We start from the raw sequence: 25318 nt of genomic DNA on the forward strand, positions 1-25318 counted from the left end.
CGGAATGCGGCGACGTCGTTTTTTTGGTTTGGTGAGCAACCTGGACATCGGAGAGCAGGATCTCGCTCACCGATGTCCAGGTTGACCCCTCCGGTCCAGGTTGCTCACCATCATGAAGACTCCTAGCCGATGATGGGACGTTCCTCAGGGAGCCGGTAGAGAATGGGGCGCGAGGTGAGGGCGAGGGCCGAGGCTACGGTGATGGTGCCGATGCGGCCCATGAACATCAGCGCCATCAGCACCAGTTCCGCGCCGGTGGACAGTTCATAGGTGATGCCCGTGCTGAGCCCGACGGTCGCGAAGGCCGAGATGGCTTCGAAAAGGGCCGCTTCCAGGCCGTAATCGGTGAAGGCGAGCAGCAGGACGGTTCCGAGCAGGACGGCCGCGATGCCCAGCAGCGCGACCGACAACGCCTGGCGTTGCACGGAGGAACTGACGGAGCGGCGCCCAACGGTCACCTGTTCGCGCCCGCGGATTTCGTTCCAGATGGCGAAGGCGAGGATCAAGAAGGTGGTGATTTTGATGCCGCCCGCCGTCCCGGCGCTGCCGCCTCCGATGAACATCAGGATGTTGGTGATCAACAGGGTCTCCGGTGCGGCGTCCCCGTAGTTGATGGTGTTGAAGCCGGCGGTCCGGGGGAAGACGCCACCGGCAATCGACGCCAGGATGCGGCCGCCGGTCGAGAGGGACCCCAGGGTTTCCGGACGGTCCCATTCAAACCAGGCAAAGAGTCCCGTTCCGACCGCGAGGAGGATCAGGGTGCCATATACGGTGAGCCGGACGTGGACGGTCCAGCTTTTGCGGGTCGGGTTCCCCCGCAACAATTCGATGAGCACGGGGAATCCTAGGCCGCCAAAGATGACGGCGACGCAGATCGGAAGGATGATCCAGGGGTCGGTGCCGAAAGGGATCAGGTTGTCGCTGAAGAGGGAGAATCCCGCGTTGTTGAAGGCTGAGATGGAGTGGAAGATGCCGTGCCAGGCGGCAGTGGGTAGGTCGTCCTCGTAGGCAATCCAGAACCTCGCGGTCAGCAGGATGGCGGTGATCGCCTCGAAGGCGAGCATGATGGTCGCCACCCGGATGAGTACCCCCTTCACATCACCGAGGTTCAGGGTGCGGCTTTCCGACTTCGCGACGAGTTGGGAGCGCAGCCCAAGGTTTTTGCGCACCAGGAGGGTCAGGAGCGTTGCGAAGGTCATGATGCCGAACCCGCCGATCTGGATGAGCGCCAGGATGACTGTCTGTCCAAAGGGGGTCCAGAAGGTGGAGGTGTCGACGTTTATCAGTCCTGTGACGCAAACCGCGGAGACGGCAGTGAAGAGCGCCGGCATGAAGACTTCATCGCTCCCCGGAGTCCGTGAGAGCGGGAGCATCAGCAAACCGGCCCCACCGAGAATCGCGGCCAGGAAGGCGAGCGGCACCAATCGGACGGGGCTGATCGCTGTCAGTTCCATCCGTCGTTTGAGCTTTGTTGTGGCCAACGACAGACAACCCCATCACCTCGACGCCCGCATCTATCGCGGCTTCCGTGGACAGGCTATTGCCCAGAGGAGGAGGAACCGCCGGGTCTTGATGGATCCTTTACGCCCCAGTTTCGCCGGGGTGGCGTCGTCGTCGGCGGTTCTGGTGAGCAACCTGGACATCGGATAGCGGAATCTCTCTCACCGATGTCCAGATTGATGCGTTCGGTCCGGGTTGCTCACCAAAATCGGAGCTATCAGTGGTTACTTCGCCGCGTTCGTCTTGGCCGGGACGCCCGACGGCGACTCGTCGCCTGCCCAACCGGTCCGGCGCTGCGGCCGGGCGAAGAACAGCGCTGCGCCGAGGCCGATGAGGATGGCCGTAGCCGGAAGGAAGAGGGACTGTCCCATCGCTGCGGCGTACCCCGCCTGCAGGGTCTCCGGGAGTTGTTGTCCGGGAACGGCTTCGGCTCCGCCGTCGCCAATGTTGGCGGTCAGGCGGGAGAGCATCATCGCGGCGATCGCCGAGCTGCCCAGCACTGCACCGACCTGTCGGGTGGTGTTGTAGACCCCCGATCCGGCGCCCGCCGAGGCGCGGGGCAGGTTCCGGGTAGCCGTCAGTGAGACGGGCGCCCAGATCCCGGCGCTCGCCAGACCCAACAGGGAGATCGGCAGGAGGAGCGCCCACACCGGTACGTCGGGGGTCAGGATTGCCCCCAGCCAGAACAGGGACACGGACATGGCCGAGAAACCGAAGATCGCCATGTACTTGGGGTTGCCGCGCTGGACCAACTTGCCCACCAACGGCGCCAGGGACCCGGAGATGATCGCCATCGGGGTGAGCAACAGTGCGCCCTCGGTGGGCGAGAAGCCGCGCACGTTCTGCGCGTACAGCATCAGCGGGATGGCGACGGTGGTGATTGCGAACCCCATCGCGAAGATCGAGGTGTTACCCAGGGAGAAGTTGCGGTCCTTGAAGAGGCCCAGCGGCACCAGAGGTTCCTTGCGGTTGTACCGCTGCCAGAGGATGAAGGCGGCCAGCAGGACCACGCCGGTGATGATCAGGGACCACACGGAGATGGGGCCGGCGATGGTTCCCCAGTTGTAGGTTTCGCCCTCCTGGATACCGAACACCAGGCAGAACATGCCACCGGCGCTCAGCACGACGCCCAGATAGTCGAAGCTGTGACTGTTGGTGGGGAGTTGCGGGACGAGCCGGTACGCGAGGATGAGCCCGACGACGCCGACCGGTGCGTTCACGAAGAAGATCCACTCCCAGCCAAGCGAGTCAACCAGGAGGCCGCCGAGCACCGGGCCGACGAGGGTCGCGACGCCGGCCACCGAGCCCCACAATCCCATGGCTGCCCCACGGCGTTCCGGCGGGAAGATCCGGGTGATGACCGCCATGGTCTGGGGTGTCATCATCGCAGCGCCGAGGCCCTGCAGGACCCGGGCAAGGATGAGCATTTCCACCGATCCGGCCAAGCCGCACAACACGCTGGCCAGGGTGAACACGGTCAGGCCAATCAGGTAGATGCGGCGCGGGCCGAACCGATCCCCGAGCCGGCCGGTGATCAGGAGTGGTACTGCGAATGCGAGAAGGTAGGCGCTGTTGACCCACACCACGCTGTCCAGGTCCGCGTTCAACCCGTTCATGATCGCCGGGATGGCGACTGAGACAATTGTGGAATCCACCAGGATCATGAAGAAGCCGATGACCAGCGCCCAGAGGGCTGGCCAGGCATTGATCTCGGTCTGCTCCTCAGCGGAGCGTTGTGTGGTCATTCTCTGAGGTTACTCCGGGTCTGGGCCGCGATTTGCTACAGTACTTTCTGCGGGGCTTTAGCTCAGTTGGTAGAGCGTTTCGTTCGCAATGAAAAGGTCAGGGGTTCGATTCCCCTAAGCTCCACTTGTCCCGCGGATGTGGGCTTCATTCAAGGAGCGCATGACGCATTGAACCGGTTTCTTTGGTGGCACCGGTGAAGACCGCTCCGCAGCTCACGCCGAGCGAACAAGTCCTTCCACCTGCACCGACCAGTCGGATGGGAATCCGGGCGCGGGTCCAACCGGCCCGTCATCCCATCCTCCGGCCATCAGAGCAACGGCAGCCAACAGGCCCCCGTTGCCCGGAAGATACAGTGGAAGCGAGTCTGTCTGACGATTGTGGCCGTTGGGAAGAAACGTGTTCTTGCCGGCTTCGAGCAAAAGGGATTCCACAGCGGTCTCTGGGAGGCCCAGCCGGGCCGCAGTCATTGCGAGAACCGGGTAATCCCAGCCCCATGTGCTGTCCCAGTCCCAATCTGCCAGAACATCGGACAGAGTGGCGCGCATGATCTCTGGGTTGATTAGATCCGTCTGAGGGACAAATCCGAGTGCGCACAGCATCGAGGGATGGTCCGACCGGAGGGTGAACGGCTCAACATCGATCGCGCTGTACACGCCGTCCGCCACATGCGGTGCGACCATGCCGGTGGCGACCTCATCCCATTCCGGCATCGGGTCGAGGCCTAGGCACTCGCGCCAGGCGGAGGCGGTCCGAAGTGCCCACTGCCAGTATGCGAGTTCAAACGTGGGATTCGACGTTCGGCTGCGCGTTGAGCCGTAGCTTTCCTGCGCGGGCACAAGGGGCGGACCGAGCTCAAAGCCTTTATCCGTTCGATGCGCAAAGCTCACCATGAATTGAGCCGTTTCGTAGATGATGTCTGAGAATTCCTCAAGGATTTCGCGCGACGGGGCGGCTCGGTAAATCAGTTCAGCAAGGTAAATGGGATGCGGCTGCTGCCAGATCAGGAACGTCCCGATAGTGCTTGGCGTTTCCCGCCCGTCGGGACCGACCTGTTTTGGCCAGCGGGCGCCGTCGTACCCCTGCCACTTTGCGGTCCCGCGAGCATCTTCGAGAATCCCGTGGTACCAGCGAAGACTCCGCAGCAGCAGTTCCGGGCGCCCCCACAGCGCAAAATGCGCGCTGTGCCACCAGTGCATCTCCAAATGGAACTTGCCACGCCACGAGTTACACACCAGTCCCGTTTCCTGCGATGGCATGGAACCGGCGCAGTTGACGGCAGTCAGGTACTGGGACAGGACGATGCGGCGCTCAAGCTCGTGGGCCCGCCGGTCGCGGGTGCGGTTGAGCTGAACGGCGCCTCCGGATTTCCAGAACCGCGGCCAGTGGTCAGCGGAGGCAAGGACGACGTCGGCAGCAGTGCTTGTTCCAAGGTCATCTTTCTGTGCGTCCGGCTCCGTGATGCCGCGTGTTGTGCACTCGCCTGCTCCGGTGCTGAGGAAGTGGACGGTCACGTCCATAGCCGTGTCCTTGGTGGTCAGCCACAGTTCATGGGGTCCGAGCTGTTCGATCTCAAGCTGCGCACCCGTAATCTGCACCTCGTACGCGGACCCATCGAGCGATCGGCGAACCCGCCAGCCGTCGTCGTTCTGTTCCACAGTGGTGTGATGAGCTTGGGGCGAGTTCCAGTCTGCGCCGTTGTGCCATGCGTTCGAGCCGTAGGGGAACGAGAGCGAGAGTCCAAGGCCTTCGGCCAGCGCTGCCGAGGCGACCTGAATTCCCAGCTGATCCCGATGAGGATGGCAGGACGTGGCTACCTGAACGGGGTTTCGGCCGAGGGCGAAGGCACTGGTGACGACCCCGGTCCAGAGGTCGAGGGTTTGCGTCGGATTCAAGATGTCAGTGCTGTGCAAGGGGCGAATACCCGAGGAGTCCGCTACAGCGAAGCCCAACCGCCCAAGGTCCAGCCGGTGTGGGTTGGAGCGCAACCACAGCTCGCGCTCCGGAACGCTGTCCTCGGCGTCGCCGGAGATCGACCCACTCATGTCGATGTACGGCACGGGTCCGCGAGGTGATTCGTAGGTAACGGCCGAATCCAGCAGACTGTGCTCTTCGGGTGTGGGGGTGGCGTGCCAACCCCACTGAGCCTGTGTACCCAACAGGGTGCCGCTGGGGAGGGCGGAGCGCGCTCCAACTGGGTACTCATCCGGAAAGCTTTGTAGCCCGGTGAGGTCCACGGTGAACGCAAATTCACCGTTTCCCACCGACACGGGACTCCGGGGGTCCACGGAAGTCTGCACCACGTTGTGGCGGCGGACCAGTTCCTGACGGTCGATCATGATGCAGCCTCCAAGGAGAGGCCATCGCCGTTCACGGCGAGCGGGCGAAGGACAGCGCGTTCATCCGGAGTGTGGTTTGGCTGGTGAAGCGCAAGGTACAGGTGGCCATCGAATGACCGAAAGATCATCCCGTGTCCGCCATCATGCCCCCAGATAGGATCCTCGTCCTGCGTCCACGGACCCAAGACGGTTCCCGATTCAGAGCGGGCTATTCCCATCGCGTAGCCGTTCGTGCCGATGCTTGACCACAGCATCAGGAGTGTTCCGGCCCTGGTGCGATGCAGGAACGGGCCGTCGGTGACAAATACCGGGAACTTCAACGGTTCGTTCCGCTTCAGTTGCCTCGCCCAGGGCGCCTCCGAGGCGTTGAAGAGAAAGATGGGGCGGCCAGCCGCTGAACGCAGATCCGGTGTCAGCTTCCTGGCATAGATTGCGCCGTCGTGGATTTGCGTCCACTCCTGACAGAACACGACCCACGCGGAACCCTCGCCGTCAATGTGGAGCGTTCCGTCGAGGCACTGCCAGTTGGAAGGAGTCACTGGTCCCTCCGACCAGGGTTCATAGGGGCCCTCCGGCTTGTCCGCTGCAAGGATCTGTGTTCCTCGAAATGTGCCTTCGCCGTGGAAGGTTGCAAACATGAAATACCTGCCGTCATGCTCGTGGACTTCGGGTGCCCAAAATTCTGTAGTGCCCCAAAACCCGTTGGAAGGACGGAAAGCTGGCAAAGGACCTTCCCAGGACTCGAGGTCGTTGCTTGTGTAGCAGTCGAATCCGGTTCCCGGCCCGGACCAGATATTGGCGTCAGTGCTGCCAAAGAGGTAGTACTTCCCTTCCCCGGGGACGGGAAGGACGTAGGGATCGCGGATCTGAATTTCATGTAGCTGCGGCATTTTTCCTTCCAAAGCGGCGCCCCGTCGCTTCGACGGGCCGCCGGGTCGATGTGCTGCTACTGGGTGATCGCGGCGTTTACTTGCTCGACAAACTGACTGGCGGCCTCGGAGGGACTGAGCCTGTTGAACAACACCTCTGAATTCAATCGGTCCAGGGTGAGGGGAGTCTCGGTGGAGCCAAGCGGCCCGACCACCAGGGGATCTCCGGCCACTTCACTCATTCGGCCCACAAACTGTGTCTCCACTTGCTGGGTTTCGCTGAGTTCAGGCTGAATTGCTTCCAGGACATCAGGGTTGGCAGGAACCCCGCGGTCCGTTTTGACGATTTCTGCCGCCCCCGGATCATTGACAAGGAAGTCCACCAGCTTCGCGGCTTCGACCGGGTGATCGGACCGGGCGCTGATTGAATAAATCTGTGAAGCCTGCAGCCACATTCCCGGGTTCTGCTGGGATTCGCCCGGAGCGCGCAGGAGCTCCAGCGGCTCACCGGCGGCCGTCTGATACGCGGCGTACTGATTGCTCCAGGCGAACTGCAGGCCTGCCAGGCCCCGACCCATCAGGCTTTGTTCCGGAGCGGCCTGACCGGCAAGTTCGGTAGTTATCGACGCTTCGGGAGCAGCGCCGGACTCGCTCAGGCTGGCGGTCATCTCCCACCATGATTCCAACGTATCTGTGCTGATGTTCAGCTCTCCCTCTTCGGTGTAGAGGGATTCACCCAATTGGCGCGAGTGCAAGTCCAGCGTGTCTGCCGCGGTCGGATCGGCGGTACCGTAGACGCCTTCCTCGCTGTTCTCCCCGATGGCCTCGGCGAGTTCGACGTAGTCCTCCCAGCTCCAGGTTTCGTCATCAGGCATCTCGACGCCCGCTTCTTCGAATACTCGAGGGTTCGCCAGAATTGCGTAGGTGTTGACCCCGGTGGGTACACCATATTGGGTCCCGCTGAATTCGCCGCTGCCGAGTGCCGAGTCGGGAAACGGGCTGAGGTCGAGGGTGTCAGAGACTTCATCGAGGTCAAGAAGCGCGCCCCTATCTCCGTACTCCCGCGGATATGCCCCGCCGAGAGTGATGACGTCCGGCGCATCCCCTCCAGCAACGGTTGTAGCCAGCCTGTCGAAGTACGCATCGAAGTCCGTGTACTCGGGCTGCACGGTGATTCCGGGGTTCTGCTCTTCGAAGAGGTCAATGGCCTGTTGCGTGATTTCCGCACGCTCAGTACTTCCCCACCATGAAAACCTGAGTTCGACGTCCCCGCCTTCCTCCCCTCCTGAGCTACCGCCGCAGGCCGAGACGCCTAGCATCAGGGCTGCGGTTGCGCTGGCAAGAGTCAGATAACGGCGGGTTGGCTTCTTCATGGCGATCTCCTCATTGAGCCGGTCTGCGTAGTTGTATCGTTTCATTTATTCAGAAAACGCTTTCTTCGTCAAGAGTCGTACGGGCGGCCGCACCGAAACCAAGGGGTCGAATGTAGATTTCGTCGTAGCCGGATGGTTCAGCAGCCCCTGCACCCGCGAGGTCCATACACCACCTCGAGATTGCGTGATCCTGTTCTAAAGAACGCCCAGACCGGTAAGAATGTGGGCCAGTGAACATGCCGAACAACCCGGTCCAAGTAGTCCCGATAGCGATATTCGCGGTACCGAGCTGGGCAGCGCGCTGCACCGGCTGGAACTAGTTTTCGTTTGGGTCTGGCCAGCCTGTCTGTGTTGCGCTGAGCTTCCCGTCTGGTGGCGTGGCCAGCACCGTGGACTCAGAAACTCTGGCTTCCCCGCCTAGCCCTCCGCGAGCTGGAGGGCCTTCTCCGTAAAGTAGGTCACTTCGCCGTCGGCATCCTCAACCCCGATAACGAACTTGCCGGAGGGGGTCGCCCTGACATCGATGACTGAGCCGCGTCCACGCGGGGTGACGACGGCGGCTCCGGGGGTCAAGACAGTTCTCTTCATACCCACACCCTACGGGCGTTAGGCAACGGTCCACCTCCCCCACGAGGTGGATCTTGCGACACCAGTACGCTGGGTTATCCAGCACGATCCAAAGGAGACCCATGGCAGCGAAGCCTCCCGCAATGTCACCGTCCGACCAGCCAGTCGCGGAAGTACTCGACCGGGCCACGGGACCCCGCCGCGCCGAGGCCGATGAACTGCTCGCCATCCTTGGTGAGATCAGCTGCGAGCAACCGATCGTCTGGGCTGGACGGATCATTGGGTTCGGCGAGTACGAATACCGCTACGAGAGCGGTCACGGGGGCCGGGCTCCTCTGCTGGCCTTCGCTCCGGGGTCCACCAAGCACACGATCTACCTCGTCAACGATTTTTCGGATCGCTGGCCCGATCTCATGGAACGCCTCGGGAAGCACCGGGCGAGCAAGGCATGCCTCTATCTCACACGGTTGACCGGGGTGGATCGCAGCGCACTCCGCGCGCTGCTGGAGCGCTCACTCGCCGAGACGCAGGCTCCCGCGCGCTGAACCGCACCTGGCCGCGGGATCAGACTTCTGGAGGACACAGATTTCTGAACTTTCTTCTTGCGACCTCCCATGTACGGGTTGAAAATGGTGCGGTGACGAAGAATACTGGCGCGGCTGAAGCAGACGCCCCGACTGGGCTGAAGCGGGCCGTTGGTGCGCCGTTGCTGTTTGCGTTCATCGTGGGAGACACGCTCGGAGCAGGCATCTATACACTCGTCGGCACCATGGCGACCGACGTCGGGGGCGTCATCTGGTTGCCTCTGCTGATCGCCCTCGTCGTTGCTCTCCTCACTGCTGGGACCTATGCCGAGCTCATCACCAAGTACCCTCATGCGGGAGGTGCAGCACGGTACGTTGACCGGGCCTTTGGCATCCCGTATCTCTCCTTTCTCATCGGTTTCCTGATGATGGCGTCGGGCATCACCACCGCCGCGGCCCTGGCTAACGCGTTTGCCGGCGATTATCTGGCAGCTCTGATCGACGTGCCAACCGCTCCGGCGGCAGTAGTGTTCATCGTTCTGTTGACCCTGATCAATCTCCGAGGCGTGAGGGAATCCCTTACCGCGAACCTCATTGCCTCGGTGATAGAGGTAACTGGCCTGGTGATCGTGATCTTCGTTGCCGCCGTCGTCCTGGGCAGCGGCAATGGGGAACCCACCCGGCTCCTTGAGTTTGCCCCGGATGTGCCCCCACTCCAAGGTGCATTCGCAGCATCGGTCATCGCCTTCTTCTCATTCCTCGGGTTCGAAGCGGCCGCCAACATGGCCGAGGAGGTACGTAACCCCTCCAAGGCTTACCCACGTGCCCTGTTCGGAGCGATTGCCACGGCGGCAGTCGTCTACCTTCTGATCGCTATCGGAGCGGTGATTGTCCTACCCCCAGCCGACCTCGCGGAGTCCACCGGCCCGCTACTCGACGTCGTCTTTGCGAGTGGTGTGGGAATACCTCCGTGGCTATTCAGCCTGATCGCGCTTGTCGCCATCGCCAACGGTGCGTTGCTCTTCATGGTGATGGCCAGCCGCGTCGGGTACGGGCTCGCAGAGGCAACGCTGCTTCCCCGTGTGTTCGCCAGGGTGCTGCCGAATCGGCGAACGCCCTGGGTGTCGATTGTCGTCGTCGCCGGCCTGACGGTAGCCCTGACTCTCATCGGTGATGTCTCCTCGCTTGCCGAGACCACTGTGCTGCTCCTGTTGCTGGTGTTCCTCTCGGCGAACGTCAGCGTTCTTGTGCTCAAGAAGGACAAGGTCGACCATCAGCATTTCTCGGTGCCCCGGTTTGTTCCGGTAGTTGGGATCATCGCCTGCATCGCGCTGCTGGCTCAACAAACGGGCATCATCTGGCTTGGTGCAATCGCCTATGTGGTGGTCGGCTCGGTCCTGTATCTTGCTGCTCGCGCTGGCCGCAAACGTGAGGATCGCCTCGCACGCTAGCTCCTGCCTGAGCGCAGTTGGCCAGCCGGACCCTATCTTTAGTGATGAAAGAACAGGCTCCTCCGTTTCTGGGCGGCGGTTAAGCAGAAATCCCCGTTGCCCCTGCCAGCAATCGACGGGAGCAACGGGGATTTAGGCGCTTATCTAGGCGTCGACGACGATCGCTGTCACCACTGGCGTCCGGTTGTAGAACCGGCGCATCCAGGACGCGGTAGCCCGCTCGATGACCTCTTCGGGATCGTTGTTGCCGCCGCCGCGGCGACCGCCCGGGTTAGCCAGCGACTTCTCGATCGCGTCCGACGCCTTATCCAGGTCCTCCTGGGTGCACTCGAAGCCCTTCGTGAAGAACTCGAGTGGCTCGGCCATTTCGCCGGTCTTCGCATCGATGATGGCGAGCACAGTGATCGCGCCCTCCTCGGCGAGCTGGCGCCGTTCCTCAAGGGTGTCCTCGGTGGTGTGGCCCACGCTGTCGCCGTCGACGAAGACCAGCCCGGCAGCGATCTTGCCCGAGATGGTTGCCTTGCCGTTGATCAGGTCAATGGTGGTGCCGTCTTCGGCCAGAATCACATTCTTGGGGTCGACGCCGGTAGCGACGGCGATGGCCTCGTTGGCCTTAAGGTGGCGCCATTCTCCGTGCACCGGCATCACGTTGCGTGGCTTGACGATGTTGTAGCAGTAAGCCAGCTCGCCGGCACTCGCGTGACCCGAGACGTGCACCTTCGCGTTGCCCTTGTGGACCACGTTGGCGCCCAGCTGGGTGAGGGAGTTGATGACACCGTAGATGGCGTTCTCGTTGCCCGGGATCAGTGAGCTGGCCAGCAGAACCGTGTCGCCCTCGCCGATGCGGATGGCGTGGTCGCCACCTGCCATGCGGGACAGTGCGGCCAGGGGCTCACCCTGCGAGCCGGTGCAGATGAGGACCACTTTGTGGTCGTCTGCCTGCTGCAGTTTCTTGAAGTCCACGAGGATGCCGCGGGGAATGGTCAGATAGCCCAGTTCCCGGGCAATGGTCATATTGCGGACCATCGAACGGCCTACGAAGGCCACCTTGCGGTGGTGGCGGTGCGCCGTATCGATGACCTGCTGGATCCGGTGGATGTGGCTGGCGAAGCTGGACACGATGATCCGGCGCGGGGCGGTACGGAAAACCGTATCGATAGCCGGCAACAGGTCCTTCTCCGAGGTGGTGAAGCCGGGGACGTCGGCGTTGGTGGAGTCGGTGAGGAACAGGTCTACGCCCTCGGTGCCCAGCCGGGCGAACCCCACCAGGTCAGTAATACGGCGGTCAAGGGGGAACTGGTCCATCTTGAAGTCGCCCGTGTGCAGCACCATTCCGGCGCTGGTCCGGATTGCGACGGCGAGGCTATCGGGGATGGAGTGGTTGACGGCGAGGAACTCCAGGTCAAAGGGGCCCATCGGTTTCCGGGCGCCTTCCTCAACCTGGATGGTCTTCGGAGTGATGCGGTGTTCCTTGAGCTTCGCCTTGATGAAGGCGAGCGTGAGGCGGGAACCGATCAGGGGGATGTCGGCCCGTTCCTTCAGGAGGTAGGGAATACCGCCAATGTGGTCCTCGTGGCCGTGGGTCAGCACGACGCCGACGATGTCCTGCAGGCGGTCCCGGATAGCCGAGAAGTCGGGGAGGATCAGGTTCACGCCCGGGTGGACCTCTTCGGGGAAGAGGACGCCGCAGTCGACGATGAGAAGTTTCCCGTTGAACTCGAACACGGTCATGTTGCGACCGATCTCACCAAGCCCGCCGAGGGCGACAATGCGCATCGCGCCCCGCGCGAGGGTAGGAGGGGTTTTCAGGGTGGTCTTGTTATTCACTGTATTAACTCGTTTTCAATGGGGTGTGCGAGCTGCGGGTTGCCGCAGGGTGGCCGTGACCGGCCGAAATCTGTCGTCTCTCATGGGCGCCGGCAACCAAGCCGCTTGCCCGGTAGCGGGAGACTGCCGCTAGATCGGAAGTGGTGGTTCGCTCGGATGACTGCAGCGTCGGCTGCGGGGTCATCGGGCAGGAATAGACGCGTCCTGCCGATAGGTCGAGGGAGAAGTCCACCTATTTACCTTACTGGAAGGTACGCTACCACGCCGTATTCCGGGCGGCCGGTGACCTGCACTGTTCCACCAGGATGCCTGGAAGCGTTAAACCCGCAAGGGCGGCAGGAGACCCTGCCGCCCTTGCGGAGTACTTCGATTCAACGTGTCAGAGCTTGCAGCCGCCCAGCTGCTTCTGCACACCGTCGACGCGGTACACGAATGCGGCCATTGCTTCGCGGGTGATGCCTTCCAGGGGGCGGAAGGTTTTGTCACCGTATCCGGTGGACACCCCGGAATGCTTCATCCAGGAGATCTCCTTGTAGAACTCAGCGCCGCGGGGCACATCCCTGAAAGGCGAGGTAGTGGGGGCAGTGAATCCGGCCGCTCCGCCCAGGTTGCAGGCGTCAGCGGTGTACCGGTACAAGAATGCGGCCATGGCGTCGCGGTTGATGGAGGTCAACGGCCGGTAGGTGCCGTCATCCCATCCGGTCGCGAGTCCCACGGACTCCATCCAGGCGATCTCCTTGTAGTACTGGCTGTTGGTCGGTACGTCCTTGAACGGGCTGCGTGTTGGGGGAGTGTAGCGGGGGCTACCGGCGTGCCGGTAGATGAACGCCGCCATCGCGTCGCGGTTCATGGTGGCCAGCGGGCGGTAGGTGCCATCGGTGTAGCCCGTGGTCAGTCCCTTGGAATAGAGCCACTCGATCTCACCGCGGAAGCCGGACGTTCCGATGTCCCAGAAGGGCCCACCCACCTCAACGGTCACGGTGGCGGCCGTGGTGGACACGGAGTTGATGGTCACCCGGGTGCCGGCGGCGGTGACGAAGGTGCTGCCCGCCTTCCAGGAGTGGTTGGCCGCGTAGTACCCGGCGAACGGCTTGGTGGAGGGCATCAGGATGAGCGAGGCGTTCGCTGCGGAGCCGCCGAGCTGGGTGATCTTGACCCCGAAGTTGCCGTTGACGGCCAGCGCCTTGTCGTAGCCGACCGGGGCCCGGTGTTCGAGGTAGTACACCTCGCGGCTCTTCGGGTCGGTGAACTTGATTGCCCGGTTGGCGGCTGTTCCCGCCCAGGGCCTCAGCGTGTAGGTTTTGCGTCCGGAGGCGACACCCGTGTTGCGGATCTCGTCCCCGCGACCGAACTTTCCGTAGTCCCAGAAGCTGGCGCTGATGACCGGGGTCTGGAACCACTGGGCCGAGCCCATCAGGTCCATCGTGTCGCCGTATTCGCGGATATAGCAGGTGGGGTCAGTGAACCGGCCGTTGGTGACGCCGGTGTCGGAGGCGCCGCTGCCGCACTGCAGCGCGTCAGCGTGCATGAGGCCGAGGACGTGCCCAAATTCGTGGGTCACCACGTTGGTGGTGAAGTTGCTCATCTGCGGCATCAGGATGCGGCCGCTGGTGCCGTTGCTGCTCCAGCCGTACCCGAGGATGCCGCCGGGGAGGGCTGACGGGATGAAGACCACGAGGGCCGAGTAAGGGCTGTAAGTCCAGCGCAGCTCGCTGGTGACCTGGTTCATGATCTCGTTATAGGACCAGGTGGAGCGCGCCTTCGTCTTGTGTCCCGCGACCTGGGAGGTGACCGACATCGAGAGCCGGTTGTTGGACATCGACTTCCAGTAACTGCTGGAAACGTTCACCGCGTTCACGGCGTTGGCCATGGAGATCTGGCTGGAGTTGTCAGCAAGCTGAACCGTCACCAGCTTCACCTTGATGGCGCCCTGGCGCTGCATCGGTTCGAGGCTGGCCGGAACGTCCTGGGGTTGGGCCCCACCCTCACCCAGTACTTCCTGGCCGAGCTTTTCCTCTGGGTGCCCACCGGTTTCGAAGTCGTAGCCGGGCTCGTACGTGTGAATGGAGCGCGGTGTACCGTCGGCCGGTTCAACAATCGCTTTGTCTTCTGGGGAGACCGGTGCCGCGACCGCTGGTGCGGCCGTCATGGTGGTAAAACTCGATGCCAGCAGAATCAGGCCGGTGAGGGCCGCCGCGGATCGCGTGAAGACGCGCATATGTTTATTCCCTTACTCAACCGGGGCGAGAGACTCGACCGCTTTGCGGCAGATCCCGGGAGGTCCTACACAAAACAAGGTTCGGCACCGATGGGTACCGAACCTCTAAAGGTCACCTCAAAAGCATAGATTTGTGTGTCTGGCGGGCACCGCCTAATTTCTCATAGCCTTTCCGAAATACCCGAAGGATTCCCGCAGGTTTTCCCTCGGTCAGGACGCTTTGTCTGAAATCCAGGATCCGGACTGGGGAGAGGGTGGCAGCGATGAGGTCCGTTTGGTGCGCAGGGAGGTGACGACGCCGGTGGTCCGGCGTGGGCGGTTAAGCAGCATCCGGGTGGCGGCGAGCAGGAAAATCGGGAAGGAGACAAGGATCGCAACGGCCAGCGCGTACAGGGCCAGGAGGGCGTAAACGGGCGACCCGAACAGGCTGGTGATGAAATAGCCGCTACCGAGCCAGGCCCATAGCCAGAACACGAGGACCGCGTAGACCAGCGCGCGGGCACGGCGGTACTGCAACGGATAATGCATCCGCCTGCTCCATTCGGTTGTCCCCAAGCGTGATTGAAATCCGCTTCAAAGGACGGATTCAAGATTGATACTAGACCCAAATCGGGCGTCCGCAAGTTTTGTGGTTGACAATAGAACGTGGCCAGAAATAAAGCGAAAAGAATTCGCGTCGATCGTGTGTATAGCGGGAATCTTTGGACCCGGGTTAGCTCTGTCGGCAACCGCGGGGACCGCCCGTTCGTCCTGGTCTGCGGCATCGGGGTGTCTTCCCACTATTTTGAGCAGCTCGCGCCCCATCTGGAGCAGTATGGGCCCGTGTATGCGCTGGATCTGCCGGGGTTCGGCGGCGTGCCCCACAACGGGAGCGGCCTATCGATGAGTGAGTATGCCGATCTTCTCGGCGACGTCATCGACTCACTCGATGCTCCGGATCCGATAGTGGTCGGCCACTCGATGGGAACCCAGGTGGTCGCTGATCTCGCTTCCCGGCGACCCGAACTAAGCACCATCGTCCTGATCAGCCCGGTGGTCGATGCCCAGCACCGGACCCTGCTGGCCCAGGCCTGGCGTTTCGCCACGTCCAGTTGGCGTGAACCGTTCCGCGTGAAAGTGCTGGCGGTGACCGCCTACCTGTTCTGCGGCTTCAACTGGTTCTTCCGGGTGCTGCCCAACATGTTGACCTACCGGATCGAGGATGCGGCGGCCAAGATTCAGGCCGACACGCTCCTGATCCGCGGGCAGCACGACGACGTCTGCCCGCCGGAGTGGATCGAGGCCCTCTCCGCCCGGCTCCCGACGTCGAGCGCGTTCGAGGTGGAGGGTGCAGCGCACTCAGTCATGCATGCCCACGCCCGGGAAGTGGCGCGTCTCTGCGTCGATCACGCCAGCCGTGGGTCAGCGTCCGACGACGGCCGCATCGCCCGGATCGCTGAACTCCCGGAAGAGGGGACGGAAGTCGATCCGAAAGAAGTCCTGGAGATCGTCACAGAGGAGATCAAGGGTGCGGCCACCGAGGTGAGCGGCAATGCGAGGGACAGCGACGCCCTGGTGGAAGAGGGGAAGAATAGGCAGGCCGAGGCCCGCCGCGCACTACGGGGAGACTGATGAGGCCGTGCTGCTAGAGCAGCCGGACGTGGTCAGGGTTCAGGTCCTCCACCCGGTTCACGCCCAGGAGCTGCATGGTCCGGGCGGTCTCCTTGCTGAGAATCTCGATGGTCCGGTCCACGCCGGCCCGCCCGCCGGCCATCAGCCCATACAGGTAGGCCCGTCCAATCAGGGTGAAATCTGCGCCGAGAGCCAGGGCCGCCACGATGTCGCCTCCGCTCATGATCCCGGTGTCCAGCATGATGGTGGTCTTGCCCTTCAACGCCGCAGCAACATCAGGAACCAGGTGCAGGGGAATCGGGGCGCGGTCGAGTTGCCGGCCGCCATGGTTGGACAGCACCAGCCCGTCCACCCCGTGGTCGACGGCCTTCTTGGCATCGTCGACCGTCTGGATGCCCTTCACCACTAAGTTGCCCTTCCAGACATCCCGGAGCCAATCAAGGTCCTCGTAGGTCAGGGTGGGGTCGAACATGGAATTGATCAGGTCGGCCACCGTGCCGGAGTACCGGGACAGCGAGGCGAAGGCCAGCGGCTCGTGCGTCAGGAAGTTGAACCACCAGGCCGGACGGTAGGACGCGTCCAGGACGGTTTTAGCGGTCAGCGCTGGCGGGATGGTGAGGCCGTTGCGTACATCCCGCAGCCGCGACCCGGCGACGGCGGTGTCGACAGTGACCATCAGGGTATCGTTGCCCGCCTTGGCCGCCCGGTCGATGAGCTCCATCGACCGGTCCCGGTCGGTCCAGAGATAGAGCTGGAACCAGTTCCGCCCGTTGGGGGCGGCCGCCGCGACATCTTCGATCGACGCGGTGCCCATCGTGGACAGCGTGTAGGGAATCCCCGCCGCCTCGGCCGCCTGTGACCCGGCGTACTCGCCCTCCGACTGCATCATCCGGGTGAACCCGGTGGGGGCAATCCCGAACGGCTGGGAGGATTGCTGGCCCAGCACCGACACGGAGGAGTCGACGGTCTCGACGTTGCGGAGGATTCCCGGACGGAACTCCAGGTCCAGGAAGGCGCCGCGGGCCCGGCGCAGCGTGATCTCGGCTTCGGCTGCGCCATCCGTGTAGTCGAAAGGTGCGGTGGGGGTGCGCCGCTTCGCCTGATCGCGCAGGTCCCAGATGGTGCTGGCCCGCCTCAGCCGCGCGGCGGAGCCCAGTTCCGGCTTCCTGAATTGCATGAGGGGCGCCAGGTCACCGACCTTCGGGATACGTCGCTTGAGTGCTGGAGGAATCTGGGACGGCATGCTGACCTCGCTTCGTTCCGGTGTGGTAGGACCACAGGGCGTGAGGTTGACCCTACCGTCCTCGGGATTGGCCGCGCAACCCTTGAACCCGTGTTTCCGATCCCTCCACGTGTGTGGTCGGACCACTGGCTACGATGGGGGGATGCGGAACCATGAGCTGGTCCTATCGTGGATCGAAGCGGAGCTGGCCGCCGGCCGCCTGGCCGTGGGTCAGCGCCTCCCCGGCGAGCGGGCCGTGGCCGAGCAGTTGAATGTCTCCCGCGCCTCGGCGAGGGAAGGTATCCGCGTCCTTGAGGCGATGGGGGTGGTCCGCGCGGGGGTGGGGTCCGGTCCGGGCGCGGGCACGGTGATCACCGCGAATCCTGCCGTGGCCCTCGGCTCGGCCCTGCGCTTCCACGTCGCCAGCTCGCATCTCCCGGTCGAGGACATTGTCCAGACCCGGCTCTTGCTTGAGACGTGGGCCGCTGGCCACGCCAGCGCCACAGCCCCGTCAATGGAAACCGCTGCGGCGCTGCTTGATGACATGGACGCTCCGGGCCTGGCGACCGCCGAGTTCCTGCGCCTCGACGCGCTCTTCCACGTGGCGCTCGCCGAGGCTGCCGGTAACGTGCTGATCGGCGCGATGATGTCCTCGCTTCGCGGGTCGATCGAGACCTACACTCAGCAACTCACCAGCCGACTCCCGGACTGGAATACCACTGCCGAGCGTCTCCGTGCCGAACACCGGGCCATCCACCGGGCGATCGGCGGCGACGGCGGCGACCCGGCCGTCCTGATCGCCGCTCACATCGAAGGCTTCTACCGCGAGGCTGGCTTATAGTCTGGATCGACCCGGACAACACACACAAAGGAGGCAGGAACCATGAGTTCAATCGAGATCCTCGAGGAGGCGTTCGGAAGGATGCCGGATGCCATCCGCCGAGCAGTCAGCGGTCTGGATACTGACCAGTTAGTGGTCCGTCCCACCGCCACCGGCAGCGGCAAGGGAAACTCGGTCGCCTGGCTGATCTGGCACCTTACCCGGGTCCAGGACAACCACATCGCCGACGCCGCCCACCTCCCGGAACTGTGGCTGGATCAGGGGTGGGAGGAGCGGTTCGGACTGGACCTGGATCCCACTGACACCGGGTACGGGCATACCTCGGCGCAGGTGGAGAAAGTCAGACCCGTCTCGGCTGACCTCCTGGTGGAGTACTACGACGCCGTCCACTCCCGGACCCTGGAGTTCATCGCTGGTCTTGGTGAGGTGGATCTGGACCGCATTGTCGATGCGTCCTGGGACCCGCCCGTCACCCTGCGGGTGCGACTGGTGAGCGTGGTGGAGGACTGCATGCAGCATGCGGGGCAGGCAGCGTACGTCCGGGGACTGCTGATCTAGGACGTCCGGGACATCATTTTCCGGGTTACGTTAGGCCGGTTTCGCGCAGGGTCAGGTTCAGCCGGCCCTTGAGCCCGAGCGCGGGATCCGACGTGCCGGGATAGGTCTTAAGTACGCCGTGGTAGGCGAAGCGTGAGGGCCCGCCGAACACAAACAGGTCACCGGACTCGAGGGTGAGGTCGGTCCACGGCTTGTTCCGGGTCTCGGTGTTCCCGAAACGGAAGACGCAGGAGTCCCCGATACTCAGGGAGACCACCGGTGCGGCCGCCACCTCATCCTTGTCCTGGTGCATCCCCATGGCGGCGCCGTCGTCGTAGAAATTGATCAGGGCGGCATCCGGGGCGTACTCGGCGGGGTCGCCGTAGGCGGCGGCTACCGCGTCACGCCCCAACTGGGCCAGCCAATCGGGGAACTCGGCGACCTGGCCACCTCCGGCGTCGTCGGCGGTCTTGGTATATCGGTAGGGCTGCCAGTGCCAGCCCAGACACACGGTCTTGACCGACATCATCGAGCCATTGGGCATTCGTGCGGCACGCATGGGCACGGGGCCCGCGGCCCACCCGCGGCAGGCGTCGATCAGTTCCCGCTGCTGTTCCAGGCTGAGCCATCCGGGCAGGTGAACGGCGCCCGGCGAGGGTTCGGTCCGTTCCCGCGGCAATAAGGAATCCATTCTCTTATTCTGGCCGAAATCTGTTCCCGACGGGGTGGGAAGTGCCTAGGTGGTCCAGAAGGTGAAGTCGTCCTGGCTGAGTGCCAACCGCGAGTCCACAGCTTCGTCGCGCATCCAGACGGTGCCGAGTCCGGGTGCGGTTTCCTCGACCAGCCCGCGGTAGAGCACATCTGCCTGCATCCGGGCCTCGATCCGGTCTCCCCGTTTAAGGGCGCGCAGGCTGCGGATTCGGCTGCCAGTGCCGGGAGTGGGGTCGGTGCGGCAAGGTTCGGTGTTGATGCAAGCGGTGGGCATGCTGGCCTCCAGGGGTTTGTTGAGCCGATGGTGCCAGCTCGTGCCAGCTATCTAGTTATGTCAACCGAACGCCGATCCGATCTATTCCCGTGGGCCGCCACGCAACAGTCCGATGACTTCTTCGTCGGGGACCGGCTCAAAGTGCCGGTACGCCTGCCCCACCGACCCGAGCGACGACGCATTCCACAGCCAGAAGGTCCGGTCAGCCACTGTCTGGATGTCGGCCAGGGATTGGCCCAGGAACACCGGCGCGGCCACCATTAGCTCCTTGGGACGGAGCTGCCGAACGGCCCCGACGGCCGCACGCAGGGTCGCCCCGGTGGCGACGCCGTCGTCGACCAGCACCACCTTCTGGCCCTCCACCGCGGGGGGAAGCCGTCCCTCCCGGTACAGCAGGTCGCGGCGCGCCACCTCGATCCATTCGCGGGCTGCGGCCGCCTCGAAGATGGCCGTCCCGTCACCAGTCAAACCGGCCAGTACCCGCTCGTTCCGGACGGTGCTGCGGTTGCCGCCAGTGACCGCCACGGCGCCCATCGCGAGTTCAGCGAATCCGGGCACCCCCACCTTGCGGACCAGAACGACGTCGAGCGGGCACCGCAACACCCGGCAGATTTCCGCGGCGACGGGCACCCCGCCGCGCGGGAGGCCCAGCACCAGGAGGTCCGGGATTCCGCCCAGTGTGTGCAGCTCACGGGCGAGCTGGCGGCCGGCGTCCTGCCTGTCGTCGAACCTGTGCGGAGCTGTCGATTTGATTCGCATCTTATGGGTCTGTTCATCAGGGTCGAAGAGTGGTAGACCGAATGCAACCCTACATTTCCGGGCCGACGAAAGTCGATCACCTCAAGGAACCAGGAGGCCCGCCATGAATGAGCGGGACACCGCAGGAGAACGAGCCAAGGCGCTGCGGCGCCGTTGTTGCGGGTGTCGGACGGTGGGGGAGATGACATGAGTAGCGCACTGCACTCGCATGCCGGCCTGTATAAGCGGCCGGGACCGTGGGTCACCGTCTATACCGATGCCAGCACGGGTGCTGGAGATTCATTGCATGCCGACGACGCCCGCCCCGAACTGATCGCGGGCGCGCTGTACCGGGCGGGTGCGGACAAGACGGACCTGAAGGCGGTACGGGTGGCCCTGACTCGGTCGGCGAAGGGATTGCCGGACCCGGTTGCGCGGTTCCTTCTGGTCAATGACGGTGAGGTTGAGTTTGACGAGTTCCTCCCCGGGCGGCTGGTGATGCCGCAGGTGATCGACGTCGGCCCGGTCCCCAATCTGGTGCCACTGGTGCATCACCGTCCGGAGGCATTCGCCTACGTGGTGGCGGAGGCGGGGCGCGACGGCGGAGTCATCCACCTGCATCACGCCCACATGGGGGACGATGTGAGCACCGAGGTGGAAGGTTCCACGGAGAACCTGAAGAAAATTCCGGGTGGCGGGGCATCGCAGGGCGGCTACCTTCACCGGACAGAGAACATCTGGCGGGCGAACGCTGCGGAACTGGCGGGGGAAATTGACCGGGTGGTCCGCAGTTGTCGGGCCAGGCTGTTGATCATCGCCGGGGATATCCGAGCACGGAATCTGGTCGCCGACCAACTGTCAGAGGCCAGCAAGGCCATCCTGTCGGTCATCGAAAGTCACACCCGCACGGACGGGGCGGACCGTGACGCGTTTGCGCGGCAGGTCGCCGAACGCGTGGCGGCCAGCATCGAGGCTGAGCAGCAGCGGCTGCTGGAGAAGCTGGAGAGCCAGCTGGGCCGTGACCATCCGGAGTCCGCGGTGGGCCTCGGCGCGGTGGTGCACGCCCTGCAGCGCGCCCAGGTGGAAACGCTGTTGTTGGAGCGGGCGGCATGGGACGAGCAGCGCCTGCTGGCGCTTGCGGCCGAACCGTGGCTTTCAGCGTCGACGAACGAGACCGCGGGTGCCCGTCTGATCGGGACGATCACCGCACCCTCCGCCCTGCTTCGGGCGGCGGCGCTTACCGATGCCAATGTGGTCCTGTTTCCGCCGGGGGCGCTGGACCCGCACCGGATTGCGGCGCTGCTGCGCTGGCCGAACGGATCCTCGGTTTAGTACCCACGCGGACCCCTCTTCCCGGTCCCGGTTGTGTCGGGGCTCTGTGTAATGCTGTGGACATGGACGATGTGGACATGAATGAGGGATCGGTTGCCAGGAAGTTCGCGATGAGTAGCGAACCGGGGTTCAACAGGATCAGGTGGGCTCCGGGGGTAACCATGACCGGCAGCGATGTGCGCGAGACCATTGGGGCTGTTGACGCGGTTTCCGGTGCCGGGAAACGGCCCCTCCTGGTTCACATCGGCTCAGTTGAACGGATCACTCGCGAAGCCCGGGAGCTGCTGATCGACGACACGTGTTCGTCGAAGACAGCGGTGCTGGGGATGGATCGGGTGAGCATGGTCATGACCGCTTTCGCTTACACCTCGGCAACTCCCACCCGGTTTTTCACCGACGAGGCAGAAGCCATCGCCTGGCTTCTGGAGCCAAGCTGTTAGAACCGGCCATCAAACACCCGGTCGAACCTACCGATCGGGGACCGTGTTCCTGATGCCGGTTGGAAGGACAGGTTGGGGTGGGTTAGGATTTTTATATCAAGGGGAGTACTCCCGTCTGTGATCGGCCCGTCAATACGGATGCACTGAAGCATCTCGGGTCATTGGTTCCGGCAACGTCCGGGGCGGAGGAGACCTTGGCGTAGCTGTCCAACGCCTACCCTTTGGAGTACCCTCATGCAGATCTCACCCATGATCTGGCTCATCACGATTGCCGTGACGATCCTGTTCTTTGTCTATGAGTTCTTTGCCCACGTACGCAAACCCCACGAGCCGACTATCGGCGAATCAGCGCGCTGGTCAGCGTTCTACATCGGCCTCGCACTGCTGTTCGGCGTGGGAATCGGCACGGTGTCGGGATGGACATTCGGTGGCGAGTACTTCGCCGGCTACCTCACCGAGAAGGCACTGTCGATCGACAACCTGTTCGTCTTCCTCATCGTGATGACCGGCTTCGCGGTCCCGAAGAAGTACCAGCAAAAAGTGCTGATGATCGGCATTATCATCGCCCTGATCCTGCGCGGCGGGTTCATCGCCATCGGTGCCGCCCTGATCGAGAACTTCTCCTGGGTCTTCTACATCTTCGGCGCCCTGCTGCTCGTCCTGGCCTACCGGCAGGCGTTTGGTAGCCACGAATCCAACCCGGCAAACGGCAAGTTCATGACACTGGTACGCCGGATCCTGCCCGTCACCGATGAGTACCATCAGGACAAGCTCACCGTGAAAAAGGGTGGGAAGCGCTACATCACGCCCATGCTGTTGACCATCATCGCGATCGGCTTCGTGGACCTGATCTTCGCCGTCGACTCGATTCCCGCGATCTACGGTCTCACCAACGAGGCCTACATCGTCTTCACCGCCAACGCGTTCGCGTTGATGGGTCTGCGTCAGCTGTTCTTCCTCATCGGGGGGCTGCTGGAGCGCTTGGTGTACCTCGCGCAGGGTCTAGCCGTCATCCTCGGCTTCATCGGGGTGAAACTGGTCTTCCACGCACTGCACGTCAACGAACTTCCCTTCATCAACGGTGGAGAGCCGCTGCTCTGGGTGCCTGAGATCCCCATCTGGTTCTCGTTGCTCTTCATTGGCGCCACCATCTTTGTAGCAACCGTCGCTAGTCTCCTCAAGACCCGCGGCGACGACAGCAAGGACGACCGCTCAGTGGTCGACGGCGAACCGGTCATCACCGCCCACCCGCAGGACCGGGATGACGACCCTGAGGTGGATGGTGTGCCGGCATCTTCCGCGGACCGGTCCCGCTAGATTTTCGCTGCGGTCCAGGTCAGGGCACCTCTGGCGATTGTTCACACCATCCACCCTGCTGCCGTTCTGTTCGCATTCAGGAAAGGTCAGTAACGTCAGTGGGGTCTTGTTGAAGACGTGAGTGATACGGGAGTTTGCGAGTGCTCCCTGCGTTGGTGCCCTGGTCCTGCCTCCTCCGGCTGTCCAGGGCACCGCCGCGTTAAAGCTGCGGGGCGGCTCGTCGGGGGGCAGGGCGCGATGAGCATATCGACGCCGACGGCTTGAACTACCGTCGCGTCATTCATGGGGCGGCTGCTTACCGAGGTAATTCGAGGATGACGCGGACGCCGCGGTGAATTTGTAACCTTTGTGGTGAGGGTCCGGTTGCGGCTGTTTGAGCTGCACCATCGAGGAGCCAGGACACCCATGTGGCGAGCTCGTGTGCTTGAAAATCTTGGCGGATGTGTCCGCAGTGTTGGCCCTCTTCGATGTTCCTGATGAGGAAATCGCTGACGAGGTCGGTTTCCACGCTCAGGGCCGTCGCGACCGACGCCTCTGACTCGACACCAGCGAGTCCGGCGACGAAGATCGGGTAGGACGTCTCGCCGATTTCCGTTTCAAGCATGCTTGTGTAGCTCATCACCGCCTCCAGTCCGCCTGAATCATGCTCGAGCTGGGCTAGGCGGTCTTGAAGATCCTTGAAACCTGAGTTGAGGACCGCGACGAGTGCATCGAGCTTGCTCGGGAAGTAATGGAAGAACGTTCCCGAGGAGACACCGGCCGCACGACAGATCCCAGCAGTGGTCGAGCGCTGATACCCAAGCGTTGCGAACTGCTTCGAGGCTGCACGGACGATCGCTGAGCGTTTCGCTTCGTACTTCTCACGATCGACGGGACGAGACATGCCTTCAAGATTACCGCTTCAGTAGAGTATCCACTCTAGATCAGCTGCTCTAGAGTGGTTACTCTAGGAATGTGAACATGGAATCCGCTGGCCCTGTCCCCCAATCTCTGGATGCCGGTAAACGGCGATCCTCGTTGCTGTGGGTGATCGTCCCGGTGGGCCTGGCAATCTCGTACTCGCCGATGTGGTTACCGAGGGTGCGCGAAGCTATCGGGGTCGACATCGGGCTGACAGGTCCTATGGCATCAATCCTCTGGAACGCCCTCGCTGTTCTCGTGCTCGTCGCCTACATGGTCTTCATCGAACGCCGCCGCCCATGGGCCTCCGTTGGTCTGCTAAAGCCTTCGCAGAAGCATGTCGAGTGGGCGTTGTACCTGTTTGGGATTTATATGGGATGGCAGTGGATCGTCCTCACCTTCTTCCCGCCGCCGGCAGACTCGGGGACCGCGGCCATCACTTCCATGTCCATCGCAGCTGTCCTCGCGCTCATCGTCTCAGCAGCGGTATTCGAGGAAGTCCTCTATCGGGGCTACCCGATCGAGCGTCTGACTGAGCTGACTGGGCACCGATGGATCGCACTCCTCATCACCGTCCCACTGTTCATGGCACCCCACGTCGCCTTCTTCGGCCCGCAGTGGCTATGGACCCAAGGCATCGGAGCGATCGCGCTCTTTGTCCTTTATGCAAAGACTCGAAATCTACTTGTTTGTATGCTCCTGCACCTCTGCATCAACTTGCCGATCCTCATTCCCACGATCGCCCAGCACATCGGAGCATGAGCTCCGAAAAGTCGTCGAGTTTGGCCAGAAAGTCCCTACGTTTTCGGGTTATGACAGGATGTTTCCAGGGGGAAACATGAAGACTTTTGTTATTGCATCAATGATTGCGGTTACAGCCTTAGCCACTATCGCGTGGACCATGACCTGGATAACTCTCGTAGAAGCCGCTGGCGCGGTAGCAGTAGGACTGCTAGTCGTCCTGGTGACGGCACGCCTCCGGGA

The 25318-nt window shown here is 63.0% G+C and carries 23 protein-coding genes and 1 tRNA gene; 10 read left to right on the top strand and 14 right to left on the bottom strand.

Annotation, left to right across the window (positions count from 1 at the left end):
• Positions 1-122 precede the first annotated feature (122 nt).
• On the bottom strand, positions 123-1481 hold the full coding sequence (locus tag HMI57_RS02715; protein ID WP_228720897.1) for a potassium transporter TrkG: 1359 nt from the start codon (positions 1479-1481) through the stop codon (positions 123-125).
• Positions 1482-1724: 243 nt separating this feature from the next.
• On the bottom strand, positions 1725-3245 hold the full coding sequence (locus HMI57_RS02720; protein ID WP_171584375.1) for a DHA2 family efflux MFS transporter permease subunit: 1521 nt from the start codon (positions 3243-3245) through the stop codon (positions 1725-1727).
• A gap of 51 nt (positions 3246-3296) precedes the next feature.
• Here HMI57_RS02720 and HMI57_RS02725 point away from each other — a divergent pair.
• Positions 3297-3369: transfer RNA gene (locus HMI57_RS02725), tRNA-Ala, on the top strand.
• A gap of 89 nt (positions 3370-3458) precedes the next feature.
• Here HMI57_RS02725 and HMI57_RS02730 read toward each other — a convergent pair.
• The 4 genes from HMI57_RS02730 to HMI57_RS02745 form a co-directional block, all read right to left on the bottom strand.
• The gene (locus HMI57_RS02730) at positions 3459-5582 is read right to left on the bottom strand and encodes a hypothetical protein (protein ID WP_171584376.1); all 2124 of its coding nucleotides are present in this window, start codon (positions 5580-5582) and stop codon (positions 3459-3461) included.
• Positions 5579-6472: a glycoside hydrolase family 43 protein gene (locus HMI57_RS02735; RefSeq protein WP_171584377.1), complete on the bottom strand. Its 894-nt coding sequence runs from the start codon at positions 6470-6472 to the stop codon at positions 5579-5581. Before HMI57_RS02735 ends, HMI57_RS02730 begins: the two co-directional genes overlap by 4 nt.
• Before the next feature lie 56 nt (positions 6473-6528).
• Complete coding sequence (locus tag HMI57_RS02740) at positions 6529-7869, bottom strand: extracellular solute-binding protein (RefSeq protein WP_228720898.1); 1341 nt, start codon at positions 7867-7869, stop codon at positions 6529-6531.
• A gap of 372 nt (positions 7870-8241) precedes the next feature.
• Positions 8242-8412 (bottom strand): hypothetical protein, encoded by a 171-nt coding sequence (locus HMI57_RS02745; protein WP_171584378.1) that lies wholly within the window; start codon positions 8410-8412, stop codon positions 8242-8244.
• A 101-nt stretch (positions 8413-8513) separates the two neighbouring features.
• On the opposite strand from HMI57_RS02745, the gene HMI57_RS02750 reads away from it, so the two are divergent.
• Together HMI57_RS02750 and HMI57_RS02755 are read left to right on the top strand one after the other, a co-directional pair.
• Entirely contained in the window at positions 8514-8936 is a 423-nt protein-coding gene (locus HMI57_RS02750) for a DUF1801 domain-containing protein (RefSeq protein WP_171584379.1), read from the top strand.
• Between the two features lie 92 nt (positions 8937-9028).
• Positions 9029-10366 (top strand): amino acid permease, encoded by a 1338-nt coding sequence (locus HMI57_RS02755; protein ID WP_171584380.1) that lies wholly within the window; start codon positions 9029-9031, stop codon positions 10364-10366.
• Positions 10367-10510: 144 nt separating this feature from the next.
• Here HMI57_RS02755 and HMI57_RS02760 read toward each other — a convergent pair whose 3' ends face one another.
• From HMI57_RS02760 to HMI57_RS02770, 3 genes are all read right to left on the bottom strand, one after another.
• Positions 10511-12142 carry a ribonuclease J gene (locus HMI57_RS02760; RefSeq protein ID WP_171584673.1) on the bottom strand — a complete coding sequence of 544 codons (1632 nt, stop codon included), beginning with the start codon at positions 12140-12142 and terminating at the stop codon, positions 10511-10513.
• A 430-nt stretch (positions 12143-12572) separates the two neighbouring features.
• A complete protein-coding gene (locus HMI57_RS02765; RefSeq protein ID WP_171584381.1) occupies positions 12573-14411 on the bottom strand; it encodes an S-layer homology domain-containing protein in 1839 nt (612 codons plus the stop codon).
• Between the two features lie 210 nt (positions 14412-14621).
• Positions 14622-14939, bottom strand: coding sequence for a hypothetical protein (locus HMI57_RS02770; RefSeq protein WP_171584382.1), 318 nt, complete (start codon positions 14937-14939; stop codon positions 14622-14624).
• A 156-nt stretch (positions 14940-15095) separates the two neighbouring features.
• On the opposite strand from HMI57_RS02770, the gene HMI57_RS02775 reads away from it, so the two are divergent.
• Positions 15096-16022 (top strand): alpha/beta hydrolase, encoded by a 927-nt coding sequence (locus HMI57_RS02775; protein ID WP_171584383.1) that lies wholly within the window; start codon positions 15096-15098, stop codon positions 16020-16022.
• Between the two features lie 13 nt (positions 16023-16035).
• On the opposite strand, the gene HMI57_RS02780 is transcribed toward HMI57_RS02775, so the two are convergent.
• Complete coding sequence (locus tag HMI57_RS02780) at positions 16036-17265, bottom strand: alpha-hydroxy acid oxidase (protein WP_171584384.1); 1230 nt, start codon at positions 17263-17265, stop codon at positions 16036-16038.
• A 142-nt stretch (positions 17266-17407) separates the two neighbouring features.
• Between HMI57_RS02780 and HMI57_RS02785 the strand changes: the two genes are divergently transcribed.
• Both HMI57_RS02785 and HMI57_RS02790 read left to right on the top strand, forming a co-directional pair.
• A complete protein-coding gene (locus tag HMI57_RS02785; RefSeq protein ID WP_171584385.1) occupies positions 17408-18085 on the top strand; it encodes an FCD domain-containing protein in 678 nt (225 codons plus the stop codon).
• 42 nt (positions 18086-18127) lie between these two features.
• Positions 18128-18643 (top strand): DUF664 domain-containing protein, encoded by a 516-nt coding sequence (locus tag HMI57_RS02790; protein ID WP_171584386.1) that lies wholly within the window; start codon positions 18128-18130, stop codon positions 18641-18643.
• A gap of 25 nt (positions 18644-18668) precedes the next feature.
• Here HMI57_RS02790 and HMI57_RS02795 read toward each other — a convergent pair whose 3' ends face one another.
• The 3 genes from HMI57_RS02795 to HMI57_RS02805 form a co-directional block, all read right to left on the bottom strand.
• Entirely contained in the window at positions 18669-19313 is a 645-nt protein-coding gene (locus HMI57_RS02795) for an alpha-ketoglutarate-dependent dioxygenase AlkB (RefSeq protein WP_171584387.1), read from the bottom strand.
• Positions 19314-19358: 45 nt separating this feature from the next.
• Entirely contained in the window at positions 19359-19607 is a 249-nt protein-coding gene (locus HMI57_RS02800) for a hypothetical protein (protein WP_171584388.1), read from the bottom strand.
• A gap of 81 nt (positions 19608-19688) precedes the next feature.
• Positions 19689-20366, bottom strand: coding sequence for a phosphoribosyltransferase family protein (locus HMI57_RS02805; RefSeq protein WP_171584389.1), 678 nt, complete (start codon positions 20364-20366; stop codon positions 19689-19691).
• 186 nt (positions 20367-20552) lie between these two features.
• On the opposite strand from HMI57_RS02805, the gene HMI57_RS02810 reads away from it, so the two are divergent.
• From HMI57_RS02810 to HMI57_RS02820, 3 genes are all read left to right on the top strand, one after another.
• On the top strand, positions 20553-21677 hold the full coding sequence (locus HMI57_RS02810) for a Vms1/Ankzf1 family peptidyl-tRNA hydrolase (RefSeq protein WP_171584390.1): 1125 nt from the start codon (positions 20553-20555) through the stop codon (positions 21675-21677).
• A gap of 110 nt (positions 21678-21787) precedes the next feature.
• On the top strand, positions 21788-22117 hold the full coding sequence (locus HMI57_RS02815) for a hypothetical protein (protein ID WP_171584391.1): 330 nt from the start codon (positions 21788-21790) through the stop codon (positions 22115-22117).
• A gap of 234 nt (positions 22118-22351) precedes the next feature.
• Positions 22352-23434 carry a TerC family protein gene (locus HMI57_RS02820; RefSeq protein ID WP_171584392.1) on the top strand — a complete coding sequence of 361 codons (1083 nt, stop codon included), beginning with the start codon at positions 22352-22354 and terminating at the stop codon, positions 23432-23434.
• 295 nt (positions 23435-23729) lie between these two features.
• On the opposite strand, the gene HMI57_RS02825 is transcribed toward HMI57_RS02820, so the two are convergent.
• Entirely contained in the window at positions 23730-24317 is a 588-nt protein-coding gene (locus HMI57_RS02825) for a TetR/AcrR family transcriptional regulator (protein WP_171584393.1), read from the bottom strand.
• Positions 24318-24394: 77 nt separating this feature from the next.
• On the opposite strand from HMI57_RS02825, the gene HMI57_RS02830 reads away from it, so the two are divergent.
• Positions 24395-25096 carry a CPBP family intramembrane glutamic endopeptidase gene (locus HMI57_RS02830; protein WP_171584394.1) on the top strand — a complete coding sequence of 234 codons (702 nt, stop codon included), beginning with the start codon at positions 24395-24397 and terminating at the stop codon, positions 25094-25096.
• The last annotated feature ends 222 nt before the right edge of the window (positions 25097-25318 follow it).

Source organism: Arthrobacter sp. 260 (genome assembly GCF_013116745.1).
Taxonomy (GTDB): Bacteria; Actinomycetota; Actinomycetes; order Actinomycetales; family Micrococcaceae; genus Arthrobacter_D.

Bases quoted from the DNA above. Each gene is read 5' to 3' on its own strand.
- HMI57_RS02720 (WP_171584375.1), bottom strand. From the start codon at position 3,245: ATGACCACACAACGCTCCGCTGAGGAGCAGACCGAGATCAATGCCTGG.
- HMI57_RS02730 (WP_171584376.1), bottom strand. From the start codon at position 5,582: ATGATCGACCGTCAGGAACTGGTCCGCCGCCACAACGTGGTGCAGACT.
- HMI57_RS02735 (WP_171584377.1), bottom strand. From the start codon at position 6,472: ATGCCGCAGCTACATGAAATTCAGATCCGCGATCCCTACGTCCTTCCC.
- HMI57_RS02740 (WP_228720898.1), bottom strand. From the start codon at position 7,869: ATGAAACGATACAACTACGCAGACCGGCTCAATGAGGAGATCGCCATG.
- HMI57_RS02745 (WP_171584378.1), bottom strand. From the start codon at position 8,412: ATGAAGAGAACTGTCTTGACCCCCGGAGCCGCCGTCGTCACCCCGCGT.
- HMI57_RS02750 (WP_171584379.1), top strand. From the start codon at position 8,514: ATGGCAGCGAAGCCTCCCGCAATGTCACCGTCCGACCAGCCAGTCGCG.
- HMI57_RS02760 (WP_171584673.1), bottom strand. From the start codon at position 12,142: ATGCGCATTGTCGCCCTCGGCGGGCTTGGTGAGATCGGTCGCAACATG.
- HMI57_RS02765 (WP_171584381.1), bottom strand. From the start codon at position 14,411: ATGCGCGTCTTCACGCGATCCGCGGCGGCCCTCACCGGCCTGATTCTG.
- HMI57_RS02770 (WP_171584382.1), bottom strand. From the start codon at position 14,939: ATGCATTATCCGTTGCAGTACCGCCGTGCCCGCGCGCTGGTCTACGCG.
- HMI57_RS02780 (WP_171584384.1), bottom strand. From the start codon at position 17,265: ATGCCGTCCCAGATTCCTCCAGCACTCAAGCGACGTATCCCGAAGGTC.
- HMI57_RS02785 (WP_171584385.1), top strand. From the start codon at position 17,408: ATGCGGAACCATGAGCTGGTCCTATCGTGGATCGAAGCGGAGCTGGCC.
- HMI57_RS02790 (WP_171584386.1), top strand. From the start codon at position 18,128: ATGAGTTCAATCGAGATCCTCGAGGAGGCGTTCGGAAGGATGCCGGAT.
- HMI57_RS02795 (WP_171584387.1), bottom strand. From the start codon at position 19,313: ATGGATTCCTTATTGCCGCGGGAACGGACCGAACCCTCGCCGGGCGCC.
- HMI57_RS02800 (WP_171584388.1), bottom strand. From the start codon at position 19,607: ATGCCCACCGCTTGCATCAACACCGAACCTTGCCGCACCGACCCCACT.
- HMI57_RS02805 (WP_171584389.1), bottom strand. From the start codon at position 20,366: ATGCGAATCAAATCGACAGCTCCGCACAGGTTCGACGACAGGCAGGAC.
- HMI57_RS02810 (WP_171584390.1), top strand. From the start codon at position 20,553: ATGAGTAGCGCACTGCACTCGCATGCCGGCCTGTATAAGCGGCCGGGA.
- HMI57_RS02815 (WP_171584391.1), top strand. From the start codon at position 21,788: ATGAGTAGCGAACCGGGGTTCAACAGGATCAGGTGGGCTCCGGGGGTA.
- HMI57_RS02820 (WP_171584392.1), top strand. From the start codon at position 22,352: ATGCAGATCTCACCCATGATCTGGCTCATCACGATTGCCGTGACGATC.
- HMI57_RS02825 (WP_171584393.1), bottom strand. From the start codon at position 24,317: ATGTCTCGTCCCGTCGATCGTGAGAAGTACGAAGCGAAACGCTCAGCG.
- HMI57_RS02830 (WP_171584394.1), top strand. From the start codon at position 24,395: ATGGAATCCGCTGGCCCTGTCCCCCAATCTCTGGATGCCGGTAAACGG.